Source organism: Neobacillus sp. Fa239 (assembly GCF_055395235.1).
In genome coordinates, this window is the sequence record NZ_AP041611.1 from 593,286 (window position 1) to 613,964 (window position 20,679).

At 40.5% G+C, this 20,679-nt stretch carries 14 protein-coding genes; all 14 read left to right on the forward strand.

What is annotated here, in order from left to right; genetic code table 11:
* Positions 1-2: 2 nt before the first annotated feature.
* The 14 genes from ACZ5XR_RS02815 (at position 3) to ACZ5XR_RS02880 (ending at position 20,660) form a co-directional block, all read left to right on the forward strand.
* Complete coding sequence (locus ACZ5XR_RS02815; RefSeq protein WP_464500194.1) at positions 3-2,429, forward strand: alpha-mannosidase; 2,427 nt, start codon at positions 3-5, stop codon at positions 2,427-2,429.
* Position 2,430: 1 nt separating this feature from the next.
* Positions 2,431-3,102 carry a class II aldolase/adducin family protein gene (locus ACZ5XR_RS02820; RefSeq protein WP_464500195.1) on the forward strand — a complete coding sequence of 224 codons (672 nt, stop codon included), beginning with the start codon at positions 2,431-2,433 and terminating at the stop codon, positions 3,100-3,102.
* On the forward strand, positions 3,099-4,382 hold the full coding sequence (locus ACZ5XR_RS02825) for a four-carbon acid sugar kinase family protein (protein WP_464500196.1): 1,284 nt from the start codon (positions 3,099-3,101) through the stop codon (positions 4,380-4,382). The genes ACZ5XR_RS02820 and ACZ5XR_RS02825 overlap by 4 nt, the downstream gene beginning before the upstream one ends.
* 14 nt (positions 4,383-4,396) lie before the next feature.
* Positions 4,397-5,026, forward strand: a complete 630-nt coding sequence (locus ACZ5XR_RS02830; RefSeq protein ID WP_464500197.1) for a D-sedoheptulose-7-phosphate isomerase — start codon at positions 4,397-4,399, stop codon at positions 5,024-5,026.
* A complete protein-coding gene (locus ACZ5XR_RS02835) occupies positions 5,023-5,991 on the forward strand; it encodes an ROK family protein (protein WP_464500198.1) in 969 nt (322 codons plus the stop codon). Before ACZ5XR_RS02830 ends, ACZ5XR_RS02835 begins: the two co-directional genes overlap by 4 nt.
* Before the next feature lie 27 nt (positions 5,992-6,018).
* The gene (locus ACZ5XR_RS02840) at positions 6,019-8,172 is read left to right on the forward strand and encodes a Sip1-related alpha-galactosidase (RefSeq protein WP_464500199.1); all 2,154 of its coding nucleotides are present in this window, start codon (positions 6,019-6,021) and stop codon (positions 8,170-8,172) included.
* A 17-nt stretch (positions 8,173-8,189) separates the two neighbouring features.
* Complete coding sequence (locus ACZ5XR_RS02845; protein ID WP_464500200.1) at positions 8,190-11,330, forward strand: FAD-dependent oxidoreductase; 3,141 nt, start codon at positions 8,190-8,192, stop codon at positions 11,328-11,330.
* Positions 11,331-11,423: 93 nt separating this feature from the next.
* Positions 11,424-12,767 (forward strand): GH1 family beta-glucosidase, encoded by a 1,344-nt coding sequence (locus ACZ5XR_RS02850; RefSeq protein WP_464500201.1) that lies wholly within the window; start codon positions 11,424-11,426, stop codon positions 12,765-12,767.
* Between the two features lie 6 nt (positions 12,768-12,773).
* Positions 12,774-14,657, forward strand: a complete 1,884-nt coding sequence (locus ACZ5XR_RS02855; protein WP_464500202.1) for a family 20 glycosylhydrolase — start codon at positions 12,774-12,776, stop codon at positions 14,655-14,657.
* A 13-nt stretch (positions 14,658-14,670) separates the two neighbouring features.
* Positions 14,671-16,152, forward strand: a complete 1,482-nt coding sequence (locus ACZ5XR_RS02860; protein WP_464500203.1) for an FGGY-family carbohydrate kinase — start codon at positions 14,671-14,673, stop codon at positions 16,150-16,152.
* Between the two features lie 37 nt (positions 16,153-16,189).
* Positions 16,190-17,656 carry a sucrose phosphorylase gene (gene gtfA / locus ACZ5XR_RS02865; protein ID WP_464500204.1) on the forward strand — a complete coding sequence of 489 codons (1,467 nt, stop codon included), beginning with the start codon at positions 16,190-16,192 and terminating at the stop codon, positions 17,654-17,656.
* A gap of 29 nt (positions 17,657-17,685) precedes the next feature.
* Complete coding sequence (locus ACZ5XR_RS02870; protein ID WP_464500205.1) at positions 17,686-18,765, forward strand: GNAT family N-acetyltransferase; 1,080 nt, start codon at positions 17,686-17,688, stop codon at positions 18,763-18,765.
* A gap of 65 nt (positions 18,766-18,830) precedes the next feature.
* Entirely contained in the window at positions 18,831-19,640 is an 810-nt protein-coding gene (locus ACZ5XR_RS02875; RefSeq protein ID WP_464500206.1) for a sugar phosphate isomerase/epimerase family protein, read from the forward strand.
* Positions 19,641-19,682: 42 nt separating this feature from the next.
* Complete coding sequence (locus ACZ5XR_RS02880; RefSeq protein ID WP_464500207.1) at positions 19,683-20,660, forward strand: Gfo/Idh/MocA family protein; 978 nt, start codon at positions 19,683-19,685, stop codon at positions 20,658-20,660.
* The last annotated feature ends 19 nt before the right edge of the window (positions 20,661-20,679 follow it).

Here is a 20,679-nt window from a genome sequence, read left to right on the forward strand (position 1 = left end):
AAATGAAGGATAAAACTTTCCATATGATCGGTAATGCTCATTTAGATCCGGTTTGGCTTTGGCAATGGCAAGAGGGGTTTCAAGAAACAAAAGCAACTTTCCGATCAGCATTGGACCGGATGAAAGAATATGACGATTTTATTTTTACCTCAAGTTCTGCCGCTATGTATGAGTGGGTAGAAGAGAATGATCCGGAGATGTTTGCAGAAATTCAAAAAAGGGTAGAAGAGGGCAAATGGAGGATTGTTGGCGGATGGTGGATCCAGCCTGATTGCAATATCCCAAGCGGTGAATCATTTGTAAGGCAGGGTCTTTACGGCCAGCGTTATTTTCAAGAAAAGTTTGGAGTAACAGCAAAGGTCGGCTACAATGTCGATAGCTTCGGGCATAATGGGATGCTTCCGCAAATATTAAAGAAAAGCGGAATGGACTCTTATGTTTTTATGCGGCCGGCACCAAATGAAAAAGGGCTGCCAAGTAAACTTTTCTGGTGGGAATCTGATGATGGATCGCGTGTTTTGGCCTTCAGAATTATGTATGAATATAATTCCTGGGGTAAAGACCTCGAAAGATATATAAAAAGATGTAAAAACGAGTTTAAAGGAAACATCCAAGACCTGATGATTTTTTATGGAGTAGGGAACCATGGCGGTGGACCAACGAAGGAAAATATCGAAAGTATTCAGAGATTAAATCAGGATGAAAATCTTCCACATCTTGTTTTTTCAACACCAGATATGTATTTTGAGAAAATGATAGATACCAAGGATTTACCCGTGGTTCACGATGATTTGCAGCACCATGCCAGCGGCTGTTATGCAGCGCATTCCGGTGTAAAGCAATACAATCGCAAGTCAGAGAATATGCTAATTACAGCCGAAAAATATTCAGCTCTTGCTTATTGGCTGACAGGACAACCTTATCCAGTTGAATTGAATCGTGCCTGGAAGAATGTTTTATTTAATCAGTTTCATGATATTTTAGCGGGAACGAGTATAGAATCCGCCTATGAAGACGCACGGAATTTATACGGAGAGACACTCTCAATTGCTGATCGGGCCTTGAATAATGCCATTCAGTCGATTTCATGGAAAATAGATATTGAACAGGATGAACGAATGAAACCGATTGTTGTCTTTAATCCGCATGCATGGGAGAGTAAGGTGAATGTCGAAATTGAGATTGGCGGATTAAAGCCTGGCTCTGAATTGGTTGATGATCAGGGAAATGCTGTGCCATTTCAAACGGTCCAATCCCAAGCAACAGCAGGTGGACGATATCGGTTAAACTTTTTGGCGGATTTGCCTGCAATGGGGTACCGGGTTTATAAGCTTTACACCGAATTAAATTGTGTTGAATCGGCTTTCGAACCATTGAAAGCGAATCAGCTTACCATGGAAAATGGCCGGTATAGGCTGGAGTTTGACGCGGAAACTGGCTGGATCACAAGCCTTTACGATCTGCGTGTCGGGCATGAAGTCTTTTCAGGACCAGCAGCAAAACCGATAGTTATAAATGACAAAACAGATACCTGGAGCCATGACACACTTCATTTTAATGAAATAGCAGGGGATTTCAAAGCAACAAAAATCTATCTTGCTGAACACGGACCAGTAAAATCCGTTATTCGGGTGAAGAGTGAATACGGTCGTTCCATTTTGATTCAAGACTTCACGATGTATCAGGAAAAGGACCAAATAGATGTGAAGGTTACGGTTGATTGGCGTGAAAAGTTTAAGATGCTCAAACTTGTTTTCCCGATAAATGCCATTTATAGAAAACAAACGTATGAGATTCCATATGGAACCATTGAGCGTGAGCATAATGGTGAGGAAGAACCAGGTCAAACCTGGGTGGATGTGACAGGAGTCAGGCCAAACCATGAAGGTGTATATGGATTAAGCCTGCTGAATGACGCGAAATATAGCTACAGCATACACAATAAGGAGCTGAGCATAACCGTTTTACGGAGCCCTATTTATGCACATCATGACCCGCTTGTTCCAGAGGAGGATAAGGAATATACATTTATTGACCAAGGTTTGCAGCGCTTTGAGTACTCTTTGTTTCCACATGAAGGAAGCTGGGAAGCTGCGGAAATACCTAAAAGAGCAGCAGAATTAAACTGTAAACCGATTTCAATCATTGAAACTTTCCATAAAGGGATATTGCCCCAAACGGACTCTTATGTGGGGGTAAGTGAAAACAATGTGCTCGTTAGTGCAATCAAAAAAGCGGAGGGTAATGAGGATATAATTATTCGCCTGTTTGAAACGAATAAATTGGCAACAGAAGTTGAAATTACATTACCGAAATTTAATCGTTCTTTCAAGGCATCCTTTAAGCCATCAGAAATTAAAACCTTCCGTATCCCTAAAGATCCTGCCAAGCAGATTAGGGAAACAAATTTGATTGAATGGGATGAATAAAATGGTTAGCCTGGATATGAATCTACAATTAAAAAGGGAATTACAAGATACAGGAAAATATATGATGCAAAACAATCTTGCTTGGGGAAACTCTGGAAATATCAGTGCGAGGAAAAATGATCATTCTTTTCTAATTACAGCGAGTGGAACGTATTTAGGAAATTTGGATATAGAGGATTTTGCTGAATTCCCTTTTGACACAAAAACGAGTTTAAATAATGGAAGAAAACCGTCAAAAGAAATCCCGATGCATCAAGCAATCTATGAAACCCGTCCTGAAATTGGGGCTGTATTACATTCATCACCATTATATAGTACGCTTGTTGCCTCTTCGAAAATAGATATTCCATCAGCCTGGTTTGTTGAAGGTGTGTATTATTTGGAAAGAATTGAAAAAATTGCTTATGCACATCCCGGTTCAATGAAACTGGGAGAACTTGTTAGAGAAAAGGCAAAAAAAGCAAATATCCTATTATTAGAAAATCATGGCGTTCTTGTTTATGATACATCCTTAAAGGAAGTGAAAATGGCACTTCAAACATTGGAGATGGCTTGTAAAATGCTATTTATCTCGCGAATGTCAAATGTAAGTCTTCAAGGGCTTTCTGGTGATGTGATACAAAGTTTTCTTCATGAATCTGGATATAAACCGCGGAGGAGGTGGGAGGATTGATCGGGATTATCGCTGATGACATAACGGGTGCAAATGATATCGGCATCATGTTTGCAAAGGCTGATTGGCAGTCATTTGTATATCCCTATCCATTTTTGTATGAAAAATTGGGAACGTTCCCAGAAATATTGATCATTGATACCAACTCCCGGCTCGATTCTAAAGAACAAGCCTATAAGAAGGTTTTCGCAAGTACAAAAAGTTTGCAATCATTAGGCTGTAAACAGTTCTTCAATAAAACATGTTCGGTCTTTAGAGGAAATATAGGTGCTGAATTTGATGCAATGCTCGATGCACTTGAAAGTGACTTTGCGGTCGTTGTACTCGGCTTTCCTAAAAACGGAAGAACAACATTGCATGGACAGCACTATGTACATGGCAGAAAATTGGCAGATTCCGAGTTTCGAAATGATCCCGTACATCCCATGCTTCAGTCGGATTTGGTTGAAATTCTTCAAGCGCAAACGAACAGAAAAGTTGCCCTTGTTGACCATGGGGTCGTCGAACAGGGCAGTGATAAGCTAAAACGGGAAATTAATCAAATGCGTTCAAAATGCCAATACCTTATTGTGGATGTCAAAGATCAAACATCTTTACAGATAATCGCAGAAGCAATTAAGGATGAAAAAATTATCTGCGGTGCTTCAGGCATTGCCGAAGAACTAGCTATTGTCATGAATAAAGGACAAAGTCACATCCAATCGATTAGCGTCCCATTGATGCAGCAAGGAGTATTATGTGCAGCAGGCAGTTTAATGCCGCAGACATACGATCAGGTTGAAGAAATGAAACGGCGAGGGATGCCTGTTTTTGAATTAAAATCGTTCGTCTTGTTTTCTGAACAAAAAGAAGCGCATTTAGAGGAACTAGTCGATAATCTTGTCACATTTTTAAATGAGGGCAAGGACGTCCTTGTACACACATCAAACACCACTGAGTCAGTTAGAAATACAAAGCAAATTGGAGATCGTTTAGGTTTTACGAATACGATGGTTTCCAGGATGGTATCAGAGTCACTGGCTAGTGTAGTGGCTGAGACGTTAAAAAGAACCAACGTGAACCGATTGTTATTAGCCGGCGGCGAAACATCGGCTTCTGTTTGCAGCATGCTTGGCATCGAGGGTCTGGCTGTATGGAGAGAAATCGAACCAGGTCTTCCATCTTGCATTTGTTTGAATTCACCAGAGAGAATGCTTGTTTTGAAGTCTGGCAGCTTTGGAAGTACCGATTTCTTTGCCAAAGCTATCGATCACCTGAAAGAAAATAAATCTATTGATTAAAAGGAGGGATACTCATGAATGCTACATTGGAAAAACTTTTTGAAAAATATCCTGAATTAGCAGAATGCCGAACAAGTATTGAGGAATCCTTTAAGATGATTAAAAAAGCCTATGAATCAGGCAGAAAGGTACTACTGGCCGGAAACGGCGGCAGTGCATCCGACTGCGAGCATGTAGTGGGCGAATTAATGAAAGGGTTTATGTCAAAACGTCCGTTGCCACAGGAAATGAAAGATAAATTAAAAGAAGTTTCGGGCGGGGATGACTACCTTGGTGAAAATTTGCAGGGGGCATTGCCGGCAATCTCACTTGTCAGTCATTCAGCACTTATGACTGCATTTGCCAATGATGTTGCCCCAGATATGGTTTTTGCCCAACAAGTATATGGCTATGGAAAAGCGGGTGATGTGGTTATTGGGTTTAGCACATCAGGCAATTCCAAAAATATCAATCATGCATTAAAAGTTGCCAGGGCACTGGGATTAGGGACGATCGGATTCACTGGTAAAAGTGGTGGAACTTTAAAAACCTTATGTGATGTAACAATTTCGGTTCCATTTGACTCAACACCGGATATCCAGGAAAGGCATCTTCCGATTTATCACACTCTTTGCCTATTGCTAGAGGAGGCATTTTTTGAATGATTCCAGTTCTTGCAGGATTAGATATCGGTGGTACTAAATGCGCCGTTGTATTAGGCGTGGAAGCTGAGGAAGGCATTCAGTTAATTGCAAAACAAAGTTTTCCAACGCCGGATACACCGGAAAATGCACTCAACCAAATAATTATTGAATTAGAAAAATTAATGTCTGAGCATTTCGGGTATGAATTAAAAGCAATTGGAATCAGCTGCGGAGGACCGCTAGATAGTAAAAATGGGCTGATTTTATCCCCGCCCAATTTGCCCAATTGGGATCGGATTGATGTTTTGACACCATTGCAGGATCGGTTTCATGTTCCTGTTTCCATTCAAAATGATGCCAATGCCTGTGCACTTGCTGAGTGGAAATGGGGAGCTGGAAAAGGCACGAGCAACATGATTTTCCTGACATTTGGTACAGGAATGGGTGCCGGTTTCATTTTCGATGGCCGTTTATATACAGGAACAAATGATATGGCTGGAGAAGTCGGCCATGTTCGATTAGAACATAACGGGCCAATCGGCTATGGAAAAGCAGGTTCATTTGAAGGCTTTTGCAGTGGCGGCGGTATCGCCCGCTTAGCCCAGAAAAGGGCAATAGAGTGGTTGGATCAAGGAAAAATGACATCCATTTGTTCCAGTAAAGGAGAGGCTGGGATAATTACAGCTAAAACGGTTGGTGAAGCTGCACAAACAGGTGATGAGCTTGCCAAAGAAATCTATAAGGAAGTCGGACAAAAATTGGGACGCGGCCTGGCTCTATTAGTGGATATGCTAAATCCTGAAATGATTGTCATCGGCAGCATCTATTTGCGTCAAGAATCTTTACTTAAGCCTATCGTTATGGAAGAACTTCGAAAAGAAGCACTCCCTTACTCCCTGGAGGTTTGCACTGTTGTTCCATCCGGATTAAAAGAAAGTGTGGGAGATCTTGCTTCACTTTCTGTAGCGAAGTACGCTTTGGACTAAAAGCCAAAAAAACAAAGGAGTAGTAATATGTTTGAAATCCAACAAAAACAAGACGGGCTCCAATGTCTTTTCAAGAATGAGACAATTTTCTCAGGTATTCAAGTCTCTATAAATCTGACTACTCAATCAACAGAATTTTTACCGTCTAAATCTGGTCAAGAAAGTACTGGAGAAGACAAGTTAGGTAAATTTAAAGAATACATTTATCAATTTCAGAATGGTTTAGAATCCATTCATACAGCGCTGCGATTTCGTTGTTATGATTCCTTTTTCGTCACCTTTGTTGATGCCGCAATCAAAAATGAGGAATTGTTCAAGAAGCAAAACTTTTTTTCAGCAAATCATGCCATCAATATAACCATTAATGATATGATGGGAAACTATGAGATAATGGCGAACTACCAGCATAAAGACTGGTGGACACGTCCGTTTTTTACGACAAATATTCATGATGTACCTGAGCGCACACAATCATTGCTCTTAAAAAATGCTCAAAATTATTATCATATACTGCCTGTTTGCGGTGAAATTTCACGGACAGATTTGTCGGGTACCGAGAAGGGCTTACAAATTTCCATTTCTCCTTATCATGGTGGCTTTGATCAGCTATCTTCATTTGCCTTCATTTTAGGAACGGCAAAAAATCCATTTGATTTAGTGAATGAAAATGTAAAAACGGCCTTATTGGTTGGAGGCCAAAGCACCCTTCCAAGAGAGGAAAAAAGATATCCCGAAATTTTGGATTACATAGGCTGGTGCAGCTGGGACGCCTTCTATCACACCGTAAATGAGGAAGGAATCCTCACAAAGGCAGAGGAATTGAAGCAAAAAAATATCCCTGTTAAATGGATGATGATTGATGATGGCTGGTCCGAGGTCGAGGGAAAAAAACTTCAATCATTTAATGCCGACAGGGCAAAATTCCCAAAAGGATTATCCAATACCGTTTCAATACTGAAGAAGAAATTTGGTGTGAACTGGGTTGGCGTTTGGCATACCATTGTCGGCTATTGGGAAGGAATTTCACCAGACAGTGCGTTAGCAAATTCATTAGATGGGCATTTATATAAAACGAAGAATGGGAGTCTCATTCCTTCCCCAAAAGCAGAAGAGGGGTTTGGCTTTTGGCATGCATGGCATTCAAAATTGAAAAAAGATGGTATTGATTTTGTAAAGGTAGACAGTCAAAGTGCTATCGCCAACTTTTCGGAGAATAACCAACCCATTGGGGAAGCAGCAAGCGGCGCCCATACAGCACTTGAAGCTTCGTGTTCCTTACATTTTAAAAATGTTGTAATCAATTGTATGGGAATGGCACTAGAAAATATTTGGCACCGGCCATATTCTGCTGTCTCACGTAATAGTGATGATTTTGTTCCACAAGAAACAAACAGCTTTAAAGAGCATGCTCTGCAAAATGCGTACAACTCCCTATATCATGGCGCCTTTTATTGGGGCGATTGGGACATGTATTGGACGCAGAACCACGATGATTTGCAAAATATGATTCTTCGTGTTGTCAGCGGCGGGCCAATCTATTTTAGTGATGCAGTTGATAATACAGATCCCGATAAAATTTGGCCATTAATATATAAGAATGGAAGAATTATTCGTTGCGAGCGGCCAGGAGTTCCAACGGAGGATTGTCTGTTTATTGATCCAATTAAAACGAAAACACCGCTCAAAATTTGGAATACCTGTAACGGTGCAGGAGTTATTGCTGCATTTAATATAGCAGAAGGAAATGAATCGATTTATGGCAGCATCAGTCCGTGTGATATTCCTACTATCACCGGCGATAAGTTCATCGTTTTCGATGTAATAACGAGGAAACTTTGGAATGTAAACAAAGAAGAGCGAATTAACATTGAATTAGCTGAAAATGGCGCTTCTCTATTTGTCATAGTTCCCTATGAAAATCAGATTACGCCGCTTGGGCTTCTAAATAAGCTCGTATGCAATGATGCGATCGAAAAGGTTTGGAACACTGAAAAGGATATGAAGATAGCATTAAAAGAAGGCGGCATTTTTGCTTTGGTGTCTGAAGGACAGCCTGTAAGAGCGAAAGTCAATGGCGTAGAGGCAGCAGTGAAAAAAGATTCGGCAAATAAACATCTCTTTACGATTGACTGTAGTGATATTCATGGTGAAGTTCTTGTTGAGATTGAGAAAGCCAACTAATAAGGGGGGCAGGATGAGTGAATAATCTGCAATTGCCTGCTCAAGATATTCCTATTTTGGCAGAGGTGGATGTAGCCATCATTGGAGGATCCTTCGCCGGTTTAGCCAGTACATTACAATTCGCCAGTCAAGGTAAACGAGTGATAGTGGTGGAATCACGGACCTATTTAGGCAGTGAAATGACAGCAACACTCAGTCCTTGGATAGATTCATCTGATCCATCAAGTTCAAAACTGATTGAAAGATGTAAAGAGACATGTGGAAAAATATTGCCTGGTGCAGGCTCAGAGGTAGTCGTCTTCCATGTCGATCAATTGAAAATAAAGCTGGAAGAGGAGTTAATCGCAGCAGGTGTGCAATTATTATATGCCTCTTTACCAATTGCAATTTGCCAAATTGATAGCAATTTGAATGGGTTGGTTATTGCCAATAAATCTGGCAGACAATTAATCCATTGTCACATCATTGTCGATACATCCGAAACAGCCATAGCCGCATTTTTAACAAGTGAACCATTGAAAGCTCCTATTCAGGAGGGTAAGGCATGTTATAAACGAATATTAGAGTTTACGAATGTGCTGGAAATGGATCAACAAGAAATAGCCGTACCGTCAGAATTAAAATTAAAAGATAATAAAGTCCGTCTCTATCCGGGCTTCCATCAAAATGGCCATTTCTATGTTGAATATCAAATGATATTGCAATCGGAAAACTGCCTGGAAGGGAATCAGCTTCGTGAAACAGCGGCACAAAAGTCGGGGATTGCCCTCGCAGAGTTTTTGGTTCATGAGATGCCATCATTTCAAAAAGCATTGCTATGCGCCAGTTCCAATGAATTAAAAGGGCCATACCCAATGGACGAACTAACATCCCGCTACAGTGTGCATTTTGAAAAAACCAGACTAAACCATCCAAATACCTGGTGTTTTTATAAAGATTTTTACGAGAATCATAATGCCGATTGGCTTGATCCTGTAAAAGCAGCAATGTACGGTGAACAGTTTGCAAAATTAGTAAAAGATTTCACCTTTGAAAGTCATAATGATATGCAGATTAAAAAAACCTCTGTAAATATGAATTCTTTATACGAGGTAAAGATTCCTGTTGATTATTTAGAACGAGAACTCAATTTTGGGAACGTTCCCGTTCGGGAAATAGGCCATTCTAAAACAGCGAATATACTCGTTTCTGGCGGCGGTTCCAGCGGAGGTTCAGCAGCCATTGTTTCTGCACAAGAAGGAATGTCAACTATTTTGGTTGACCTAAATCCTGGTCTTGGTGGAACAGGAACGTTTGGCGGTGTTGACAGCTATTGGTTTGGGAAACGCCACGGATATGCTGAAAAGATTACAAAGCTTGTTCATAATGTTCAAAAGCGAATTAAGTATAAGGGGCATAAATGGAATATTGAAGCCAAAAAATTTGCCCTTTTAGAAATGGCTGATCGATTAGGAATTGATCTGTTGTTCAACACCATCACCTTTGGGGCCATCATGAAACAGACCAGAGTATGCGGCAGTCTTGTGGCAACAAGATGGGGAGTGTACTCGATATTCGCGGACTGTGTGATAGATGCCACAGGTGATGGGGACGTTGCTGCTTTTGCGGGGGCTGAATTTGTATATGGTTCCGTTCGCGACCATGTTGTGATGTGGTATTCTCTTGCCCAATATAATGCACCCGGTAAATTGCAGAATAATTTTACAAGCATGGTAAACGTTTCGGATGTGCAGGACTACACCAGGGCGATTTTGGCAGGGAGAAGAAGATGGAGTATTGATGTGGATGGTTGCCATGATCACGGTATCTATGTGGCTCCCCGTGAGAGCCGCCACATTTTTGGGGACATACTCATGACAATGAGTGACCAATTGCTGCAGCGAAGCTGGCCTGATTGTATCAATATCCATTTTAGCAACCACGATATGAAAGGAATCAGCGAGGCGAATTGGCTGCATGCCGGTTTAATCCCGCCCAATCTGGAAATAGAAATCCCATACCGGATGCTTTTACCAAAAGGACTTGAAGGAATACTGGTGGTTGGAAAAGCGATTTCAGCAACGCACGATGCTCTTCCTGCCATCCGCATGCAATCGGATTTGGAAAATCTCGGAGGTATTGCAGCCCTGGCTGCAGCGATGGCTGTAAAAGAAAACAAATATCCCAGACAAATAGACTGCCGGCTTTTGCAGGAGAGAATCGTTAAAGAAGAATTAATGCCTGAAAGTATTTTGACAAGGAATATAGAGGCTATTCATTACACCGATGAAGATTTGGAGCATTTGATCGATTCTATTGAAGTGAATGAGCCGCTATATGAATACTCCAATATGCGGATGAATGAAATCTATCAAAATCGAATACCATTCGTGGAAATTTGTACAGTTGGGAAACGGATCCTTCCCTACCTTGAAAAAGCCCATGACCAAGCAGAAGGGATTCGGAAGGTCCGAATCGCACAGGCATTGGCAATGTATGAATCGAAAGCTGGTGTGCCGACATTAATTTCGGAAATAATGACAATGCTTCAAGCGAACCAATTGCCAAAACGGACTGCGGATATTTTGTATGTAACAATGCCGCCGGATCATGGTGCCATGCCAGATGCCTGCTATTTACTTTATTCCTTAGGCTTGACAAGGGACAAACGAAGTATTGAGGTTTGGCAGAAAGTGGCGGATTTATTGAATCCAACAGATGAGGATTTTAAAGATAAAATGTGGGGGATTTTTTATTATATCCATGCCATTTGTGTAGGCGCTGAAAAATTAGGAGATTCAGGCGCAGTATCAGTACTTGAGAAATTATGGACCATTTCTTCTGTTCAAAATCAGTATTGCTATTACGGCTATCAGCCAGATTTTTTCCTTGAAAGACGTGCATTATTGGAATTAGCCATTGGCCGGGCATTGGCGCGCTGCGGAAGCACAAAAGGGTATGAGATATTAATTCGTTATCTTACGGATGTGCGCTCCCTGCTTAGCAAGCAAGCCCATTCAGAATTAAAGCGCTTAAGTTCACAGAACATTAGCAAGGAGCCAAAATCCTGGCGAGATTGGCTGGAGAAAGAAAAAGCACATTTTAAACCGCAGCCATATATCGAACAAACAGATCATGTTGAGGGAAATGAAACCATTTCAAGAAAAATAACTTTATAGTTTGATAGGTCAGCCTGCTTGTTTTCCTTATTGGAAGATTGAGTCCGTGCTGCAAAAATCTGAATAGTAATTAATCTAAAGGGGTTAAACATTATGGCAATTATATCTTTTCCTAAAGATTTTCGCTTTGGTGTATCGACGGCTTCATATCAAATTGAGGGTGCCTATAATGAGGATGGCAGAGGCATGTCGGTCTGGGATACTTTTAGCCGGATTCCCGGAAAGGTCAGTAACGGGGACAATGGCGATATTGCTTGTGACAGCTATCACCGCATGGAGGAAGATATTGCGTTATTAAAAGAATTGGGCGTAAACACCTATCGTTTCTCGATTGCCTGGCCAAGAATTTTTCCAAATGGAAGAGGCGAGGTCAATCAAAAAGGTCTGGATCACTATCATCAATTTGTGGATAAGCTGCTGGAAAACGGTATTGAGCCGCTTTGCACCATCTATCACTGGGATCTTCCGCAAGCGCTTCAAGATGAAGGAGGCTGGAAGAATCGTCAAACCATTGAGGCATTTGTGGAGTACGCGGATTTATTGTTCCGCGAATTTTCAGGGAAAATCAAATCTTGGTTAACGATAAATGAGCCATGGTGTGTATCCTTTTTAGGATACTTTGTCGGAGAACAGGCCCCGGGAGAACAAGATCTTCAAACATCCCTTGATGTTGCACACCACTTATTACTTGCCCATGGACGAACAGTGAAACGTTTTAAAGAACTTGGGTTACCGGGTGAAATAGGATTTGCGCCGAATGTTACATGGTATGAACCATATAGCAACCGTCAGGAGGATATTGAAGCTTGCAGGCGTTTGTCTGCATGGTTCATGGAATGGTTCTTTGACCCAGTATTCAAGGGGAAATACCCAGAAATATTAGTGGATTGGTTTGCGCAAAAAGGGGCAAAAGTAAACATCGAAGAAGGCGATATGGAAATCATTTCACACCCGATTGATATTCTCGGAATCAACTATTATACCGGTACGGTTTCCCGATATAAAGAGGGGCAGGGAACGTTTGATTGTGAACATGTTGATATCGGCTTTGATCACACGGACATTGGTTTCACCATTTACCCGGAGGGGTTCTATAAAGTCCTAATGGATATTAAAAATAAATACGGCGATATTCCAATCTACATTACTGAAAATGGAGCGACTTATAATCAGGGCCCGGTAGATGGGCGTGTCCGCGATGACAAGCGAATTAAGTACCTGAAACAGCACTTGACACAGATTAGCCGTGCACTTGAGTCAGGAGTTAATCTTAAAGGCTATTGTATTTGGTCATTGATGGATAATTATGAATGGGCATATGGCTATAGCATGCGGTTCGGTCTTGTTCATGTTGACTATCAAACATTAAAAAGAACGAAAAAAGACAGCTATTTTTGGTATAGCAAATTGAATCAAAATTATTGGTTTGAGGTGTAAATTCCTATGAAAATTCACTTTTTAGGAGATATCAAAGGCCTGGAGCAGGGTTTAGAAATCATCTGCAATGATCTGAATATTGAATTCGCCGAGGATGGATTTCCGGTTTATGTGAAACAAATGGAAGGTCCATTAACAGTAAGCAGCCAGGAAAATGGCGGTAAAATACACTATCAGAAGAAAATCCATTTCTTCAGGGCGCTGGGATTGTGGTTACAAGAATATGAAGAAAATAAAGTATTTGAAGTAAGTGAAGAGCCGCAATTTAAAACGAATGGAGTCATGGTTGATGTATCCCGTAATGCTGTTCTGACTGTTGAAGGGATTCAAACTCTTTTACGGAAAATGGCTTTAATGGGATTAAATCTCGTGATGATGTATACAGAGGATACATTTACTGTCGAGAAGTACCCTTACTTTGGCTATATGCGCGGAAGATATAGTGAAAAGGAATTGCAAGCATGTGATGATTATGCCAGTCAGTTTGGAATAGAAATGATTCCTTGTATTCAAACACTTGCCCATTTAACGGAAGCGCTGAAATGGAATTATGCTGCCAACATGAAAGATACAGCTGATATTTTACTAGCCGGCCATGATGAGACTTATGAATTCATTGAAGAGTTATTGAAAGCAGCATCAAAGCCGTTTCGCTCTAATCGAATTCATATTGGAATGGATGAGGCACATCAGCTCGGCTTAGGTAAATACCTCGAACAGAATGGGTATGAAAAACGATTTGAGATTATGAACCGGCATTTGCATAAGGTTGTTTCACTTGCTGAAAAGCTGTCATTAACGCCGATGATATGGAGCGATATGTATTTTCGGCTTGGTTCCAAAACAGGAAACTACTATGATCTGGACGCACATATACCTGATGATGTTATTGAATCAATGCCGAAGGATGTTCAATTCGTTTATTGGGATTATTACCATACGGATATACAATTTTATCGGAAATTCTTGCAAAAACATAAGCAGTTTGGCTCTGATCCAATTTTTGCAGGCGGTGTCTGGACTTGGAATGGAATCTCTCCGAACTATGGAAAAACAATGGCTACCACGAATGCTGCTTTAGAGGCTTGTAAAAAAGAAGGAATCTCTGAAGTTTTCGCGACTATGTGGGGAGATAATGGGGCTGAAACAAATCCATTCGCAGGATTAGCCGGGCTGCAGCTGTTTGCTGAACATGGGTATGGAAATGATGTAAGTCCAGAACGATTAGCAAAACGGTTTTTCTTCTGCACAGGCGGAAATTGGGATGACTTTCTTTCCTTAAATGAATTTGATGAGACACCGGGTGTTTCAAAGGATAATTTGCATGAATCAAATCCGTCCAAATTTTTGTTATGGCAGGACGTTTTAATTGGCTTGTATGATGCAAATATTCAATCCTTACCATTAAATGAACATTATAATTCCCTGGCTTCCCGCTTGGAAAAAGCAAAAGAGCGCAATAAAAGCTGGGCAGGGATATTTGATTTTTATACACAGCTTGCTCAAGTTCTGAGTGTTAAAGCAGACTTTGGGAACAAATTAAAGGCTGCTTATGATCGTATGGATAAAGAGGAGTTAACACAATTAAAAGCGGAACTCCCCTTATTAAGAACCATGGTAGACGAGCTTCGTAAACTGCATCGTTCTTTATGGTTGTCGACGATGAAACCATTTGGCTGGGAGATCATTGATATTCGCTACGGAGGAGTATTGTCGAGACTAGAAACGGCGGAGTATCGTCTCAAACAATGGCTGGACGGAAGTAATACCTGTATAGATGAATTACAAGAAGAAAGACTTTATTTTGACGCACCATGGAAAATGCCTGAAGGTGCTTTAGGGCGAAATTCATACCATCGGATTGTAACAGCCGGGGCCTTTTCTAGTTAGGGAGTGTGCAAAGATGATTATTTCGATTGATATCGGGACCACAAATCTAAAAGCCGGTTTATTTGAAGAAGACGGGACATGTATCACCACAAGCGGCTGTCAAACACAATATGAGATTCATTCCGAAGGCTTTACGTATATTTGTGCGCAATGCCTTTGGAAGACGGTAGCACACCTAATAAAAGATCTTGTTGGAAAGACAAGCGGAAAAAGAATAAGAGCCGTAAGTATAACCAGCATGGCTGAAAGCGGCCTGCTGGTAAACCGTTATACAGGTAAGCAGGCATCGGAGATTATTCCATGGTTTGAATCTTGCTCGATTAAACAAACAGAATTAGTTGAAAAAGAAATTGATTCCTTTGAGCAGTTTCGTCATACCGGCCTCCGCCTATCATTCAAACATGGGTTATCGAAGTTACTGTGGCTTCGTGACAGGGAGCCTTCTGTTTTTCAGGATCAGGTTGTTTGGTTGTCTGTTTCTTCCTATATTGCCTATTGCTTAACAGGAAAAATGGCAGAGGAACAATCGCTTGCGGCCCGGACATTTGTATATCGAATCGATCGGAATGAATGGAATGAGGCCTTGATTCGCCACTTTGGTTTTCGAACCGATTTATTTCCGGACGTGACGCATGGTTTGGAACCGGCAGGTACAGTAAAGCAAGAATTAACGGAGCTGGGATTATCTTCGAATACACATGTTTATATTGCCGGGCACGATCACGTGAGTTCCTCCTTAGCGGCAGGGGTTGTTTCTGCTGGCAATGTTTATAATTCGATGGGAACTGCCGAGACATTAGTGGGTACTTTTGCAAAGCGCGGGCTGACGAAGGAAGATTACGAATCTGGATTATCATTTGGCTTGCATCCCTGCAATGACTTGTATATTTGGATGGGGGGACATTCCTCATCAGGCGGATCAGTTGAATGGATGAGGGACATTCTCGGAGATGGCCGGCTGACGTATGCCCAAATAAATGATTATTTAGAAATGGCAGGAGGAAATCCTAGCGGCATTGTTTTTTACCCATATCTGACAGGCAGTGGTGCACCAAGATCCAATCCGAATGCGAGGGCTTCTTTTCTTGGATTAACCAAAAATCACGGTAAACCTGACATACTGAAAGCAGTGTTGGAAGGAAATTCCTATCAGATGGAATGGATTAGAGAGGAAGCAGAAAAAACGACCGGAATGAAGATTAATAGAATAAGAGTCCTTGGAGGAGGGGTCCGCAATCCTCATTGGATCAGGATTAAGGCAAACATTTCTGGAATTGAGCTTGTTCTTCCCGAGATTGCAGAAGCAGCACTATGTGGTGCTGCCTTAATCGCATCGGCTGGCGAAGGTATTTTTCCTTCTTTGGAAGCGGCGGTGGGTAGTACATTCATGAAGTCGCAAATAGTGGTCCAACCGAATAAAGAAATATATGAAATTTATCGCACAATCTACGAAAAGCAATTTAAACCGCTAAGAGAGATTATTGAAAAATTTTAAAGATGGAAATTATTTTTTGAAGGGATTATAGCTTGTCATGAAAATTAAAAACCAGGTACAACTAATAACATATCCTGATTCACTGGGTGGAGACTTAAAGGGACTCTGCAAAACATTAGAGATGTATTTTCCAGATACGTTTAAAGGAGGATTACATATATTGCCTCCTTTTCCTTCATCAGGTGACCGAGGTTTCGCACCTATAACATACTTGGAAATAGAACCGGCATTCGGATCGTGGGAAGATATAAAAGTGCTGGGGCAAAAATACAATATTATGGTTGATTTAATGGTCAATCACATATCAAGACAGTCACTATACTTTAAAGATTTCTTGGAAAAAGGAAATGAGTCGGAGTATGCGGATATCTTTATTACGATCGATAAAATTTGGGAAAATGGTACCCCTCTTAAAGCTGATCTCGATCAAATTTTTCTTAGAAGAAAAAAGCCATTTTCGACTTTTAAACTTAAGACCAATGAAGAAATAACAGTTTGGACGACTTTTGGAAAAACGGATCCATCGGAACAGATTGACTTGGATATAAACTCTCCTAAAACAATGGAACTATTAAAAACGATTTTCCAGAACTTTAAGGAAAATAATATCAAACAGGTTCGTTTAGATGCAGTAGGCTATGTCATTAAGAAGCGGGGAACAAGCTGCTTTTTTGTAGAACCTGAAATCTACAACTTTTTAGATGAATTTAAACAAATGGCTAATAATCTTAATATCGAATTATTACCAGAAGTTCACGCTGACAGGGAAACCCAATTTGCGCTTTGTGAGAAGAATTTTTGGATATATGACTTTATATTGCCTTATACCGTTCTAAGCTGTTTGTTAAGTAAATCGAGTACAAATCTCAAAAATTATTTAAAGAATAGACCAATCAATCAATTTACCATGCTTGATTGTCATGATGGGATTCCGGTTTTGCCTGATATGGAAGGGCTTTTGGATCTGGAAGAGGCAGAAATGGTCACTAATATTTGTATTGAAAGAGGTGCAAATATTAGCAGGATTATTAAAAATGATGCTGATTCCGGTAAAGAATTTAATGTTCATCAAATTAACGGAACATTTTATTCCATGCTGGGGGAAGATGACGATGCGTACCTGGCTTCAAGAGCGATTCAATTTTTTGCACCAGGTATTCCTCAAGTATATTATGAAGGCTTACTCGCAGGAGTAAATGATTTAGATGCCGTAGAAATGATCGGGGATGGCCGCGCAATTAACAGACATAATTATTCCTTTGAAGAGATTGAAAAAAATGTAAAAAAAGATGTGGTAAAACGATTAGTCAAGCTAATTAAATTCAGAAACGAAAATCCTGCTTTTAATGGTGAATTTGAAGTGGAGTCATCTTCAAATAAAGAGGTCCGCCTGGTTTGGAAAAACGATCAAAACTTTTGTAAATTATGGATTGATTTAAATCAATTTAAAACGGTCATCGAGTATGGTGAAATTGACGGTGAAAAATACTTTTACCATGTATGATTTTCTTGCTTGGAGAAAAGGAGACAAAAATGATAGAGTTTCGTTTACTCAAATATGATGAGTACAAACTGGCCATTGCATTAGCAGACAGGTCCTTTCGAGATGTCGGGCATGTCTCAATGGGAGAGGCATTTCCACTAGTATTTTCCCCTGCTCTCAATCAATCATATGGAGCGTTTGACAATGGTGAGTTAGTTTCATTTATTGGCTTGGTACCTTCCGTTGTTCATGTAGGGCAGGCGGAAATTCAAGCTTACTCCATCGGTGCCGTTTGTACACATCCTGAGCATAGAAGAAAGGGTTATGCCATTACTTTATTAAAGAAAATATTTGAACACATTCGTCTGGCGAATGCATCCATTTTATTTGTTTCCGGAAATTTGCTGATGTATTTAAAAGCAGGTTGTTCATTCTATGGAAAACTTAAAAAATACGAAATTCAGGATGGAAGTCTATTAAAAAATGGAAACTATCTTGTCAGGGAATTTCTCCCGATTGACTGGTTCCATTTAAGAAAATTGGCCCGTTCACGATTTGTGCATTTTGAACAAAGCATTTTGGACCTTTCGATTCTTAATCATGCCAGAGGATTTGCCAGCATTCTCAAAATGAAGCATAAAATCCTTGTTGCGGAGAAGGAAAATGAGATAGAAGCGTTTTTAGTTTTGGGGATTCCTGAATCTTCTGCGAGCGTTGCAACTGCCCGGATAATCGAATGGGGAGGGGACCCGCACGCCATTCATGACATTCTGGCAAAATCTTTTCAGGATGGGATCAAAACGATTAAATTTTCCATACCCGCATATGAAAGTGGACTGAATCATCTGCTGGCACCATTAAAAATGGGAGATTCGCCATTCCCAGGTACGGCAAAAATTATAGACTTGGACTTGTTATTGGAACAATTGGAGCCATTTTTGCAGGGAAAAATAGAAATTATAAACGTTGATAAAAATCATAAAAGATTGCTATATAAAAATAACGCAGTGATTCTTGAAAATGCTTCTTTAGAAGAATTGCTGCTTTTGGGCAATTCAAATATAGATTCGTATTTAAATGATATTTTTCCAATCCCGCTGCCATTTCCGGAAGGGTTTAACTATGTATAGTTGTTTATAAAGCGGCAGAATCGATGCGCGCGAGACCTAATTAAATGAAATAAGAGGTGCCATATATGATAATTGGATTTCAAACAGCAAACTATTTTGCCCGTTCGATGAACTATCAAACTAGTATGGATGAATGGGGAGCTGCCGAACGGAAAGTTATTGAAAATTTTAGCATTGCTGAATTTGATCGAATTTGCCGTGATATTAAAAATGCCGGGTTTCAACATATCGAGCTTTGGATGGGCCATGCTTTTCCAAAGTTTATGACTCCATACTTTGCCGATGAACTAAAGGAGATTTGGCGGCAGCATGAATTGAGTGTTTATTCTTATTCATGCTCCCTTGGCGATCCAGTACGGTATCCAAGGTGGACCCGCCTTTGTTTTGAAACAGCCAAAATGCTGGGGATAGACATGATTACCAGTGGTATTTCGAAAGAGGCAGCCCCCAATATATATGGACTGTGTAATGAATATGGATTAAAAGTGGCAGTTGAAAACCATCCGGAAAAGCACCCTGATGAAATTAAAGAGGTAATCGGGGATTATGGCGATTTAATTGGTGCTGCTGTTGATACTGGCTGGTTTGGCACACAAGGATTTTCTGCACCCGAAGCCCTTTGGCAATTAAAAGATTATCTTTTCAATGTTCATTTAAAGGATGTTAGAGAGGCAGGAGAACATCATCCTGTTTCACTGGGTACAGGTATTGTGAATATTGGAGAATGTGTACAGGCATTAAAAGAAATGAATTACAATAAGACAGCGTCAATTGAGCAAGAGTCGGGAGACCATGATCCGACAAATGACTGCGCTGAAGCTCTTATATGGATTAAAGGAATGCTTGGACCAGAATTAAAGACAACTTATCTATAAAAAATTAACAAAACTTAATCGTTATGATAAGGAGAAGATAAAATGGTACCTTTAGCGGTAGTAGGTACAGGCTGGCAGGGGCAAGGTCATTTAACAACAATGAGAGATATTAAAGAGATTCAGACAGTTGGTGTTTCTGATTTAAATGAGGTAATGCTAAATAAGGCCTCTAACAAATTTGGTGTAAAAGGTTTTACTGATTATGTTGAAATGTTAGAGGAAGCCAAGCCAGATGGAGTCATCATCTGCACCCCGCCAGAGGTTCGGGAATTTCTCGTACGTGAAGCCGCGGAACGTGGAATCCATTGCTTTATTGAAAAACCGCCGGCTAAAAATCTGGAGATGGCCAAACAGGTAGAAGAAATTTTAGATCGTACAGGTGTGATTAATAGTGTTGGCTTCATGTACCGATATAGCCGTGCCGTAAAGAAAACCAAGGAGTTAATCGCTGGTAAAAGAGTGGCATTAGTACGAAGTGCCATGCTCGATGGTCTTGCGCTTAGAGAGAACTGGCCGCGGTGGTTTTTTAATAAAGAGCGTTCCGGAGGCCCAGCCTTTGATCAGGCTATCCATATGTTTGACCTCTCACGTTACCTCCTTGGTGAAGTGGGGCAAGTTGCTGGTTATCAGGATAACCTCGTTGTATCTAAGGGGGATGACTTCACTGTAGAGGACAGCTTTAGTCTAACCATGAAATATACCAACGGTATCTTGCAAAATCATACACATACCTGGTCATATCCAGGAGTTTTCACCCAAATTGAGCTAATATCTGATGAACTTCACTTAGTCCTTGATCTTGCAAAAGGCAGTGTCAGCGGGAAGGTGGATGATCAGGAAATCTTTTTTGAATCAAAGAATGATGCACTATACCGGCTTGAATTGGAGGCATTCGCTAAGGCGATAGCAGAAAATGATCAAAAACTCGTTCTTTCAACCTATAAAGATAGCATTCAATCGCTATCAGTCGCATTAAAAGCGGTGGAGGCTCTTGAAACCGGTGAAAAAGTAAGGGTTTAATCAGGAATTTTTGAAACTT

Coding starts and splice junctions, on each gene's coding strand:
- ACZ5XR_RS02815 (WP_464500194.1), top strand. CDS start 3: ATGAAGGATAAAACTTTCCATATGATCGGTAATGCTCATTTAGATCCG.
- ACZ5XR_RS02820 (WP_464500195.1), top strand. CDS start 2,431: ATGGTTAGCCTGGATATGAATCTACAATTAAAAAGGGAATTACAAGAT.
- ACZ5XR_RS02830 (WP_464500197.1), top strand. CDS start 4,397: ATGAATGCTACATTGGAAAAACTTTTTGAAAAATATCCTGAATTAGCA.
- ACZ5XR_RS02835 (WP_464500198.1), top strand. CDS start 5,023: ATGATTCCAGTTCTTGCAGGATTAGATATCGGTGGTACTAAATGCGCC.
- ACZ5XR_RS02840 (WP_464500199.1), top strand. CDS start 6,019: ATGTTTGAAATCCAACAAAAACAAGACGGGCTCCAATGTCTTTTCAAG.
- ACZ5XR_RS02850 (WP_464500201.1), top strand. CDS start 11,424: ATGGCAATTATATCTTTTCCTAAAGATTTTCGCTTTGGTGTATCGACG.
- ACZ5XR_RS02855 (WP_464500202.1), top strand. CDS start 12,774: ATGAAAATTCACTTTTTAGGAGATATCAAAGGCCTGGAGCAGGGTTTA.
- ACZ5XR_RS02860 (WP_464500203.1), top strand. CDS start 14,671: ATGATTATTTCGATTGATATCGGGACCACAAATCTAAAAGCCGGTTTA.
- gtfA (WP_464500204.1), top strand. CDS start 16,190: ATGAAAATTAAAAACCAGGTACAACTAATAACATATCCTGATTCACTG.
- ACZ5XR_RS02870 (WP_464500205.1), top strand. CDS start 17,686: ATGATAGAGTTTCGTTTACTCAAATATGATGAGTACAAACTGGCCATT.
- ACZ5XR_RS02875 (WP_464500206.1), top strand. CDS start 18,831: ATGATAATTGGATTTCAAACAGCAAACTATTTTGCCCGTTCGATGAAC.
- ACZ5XR_RS02880 (WP_464500207.1), top strand. CDS start 19,683: ATGGTACCTTTAGCGGTAGTAGGTACAGGCTGGCAGGGGCAAGGTCAT.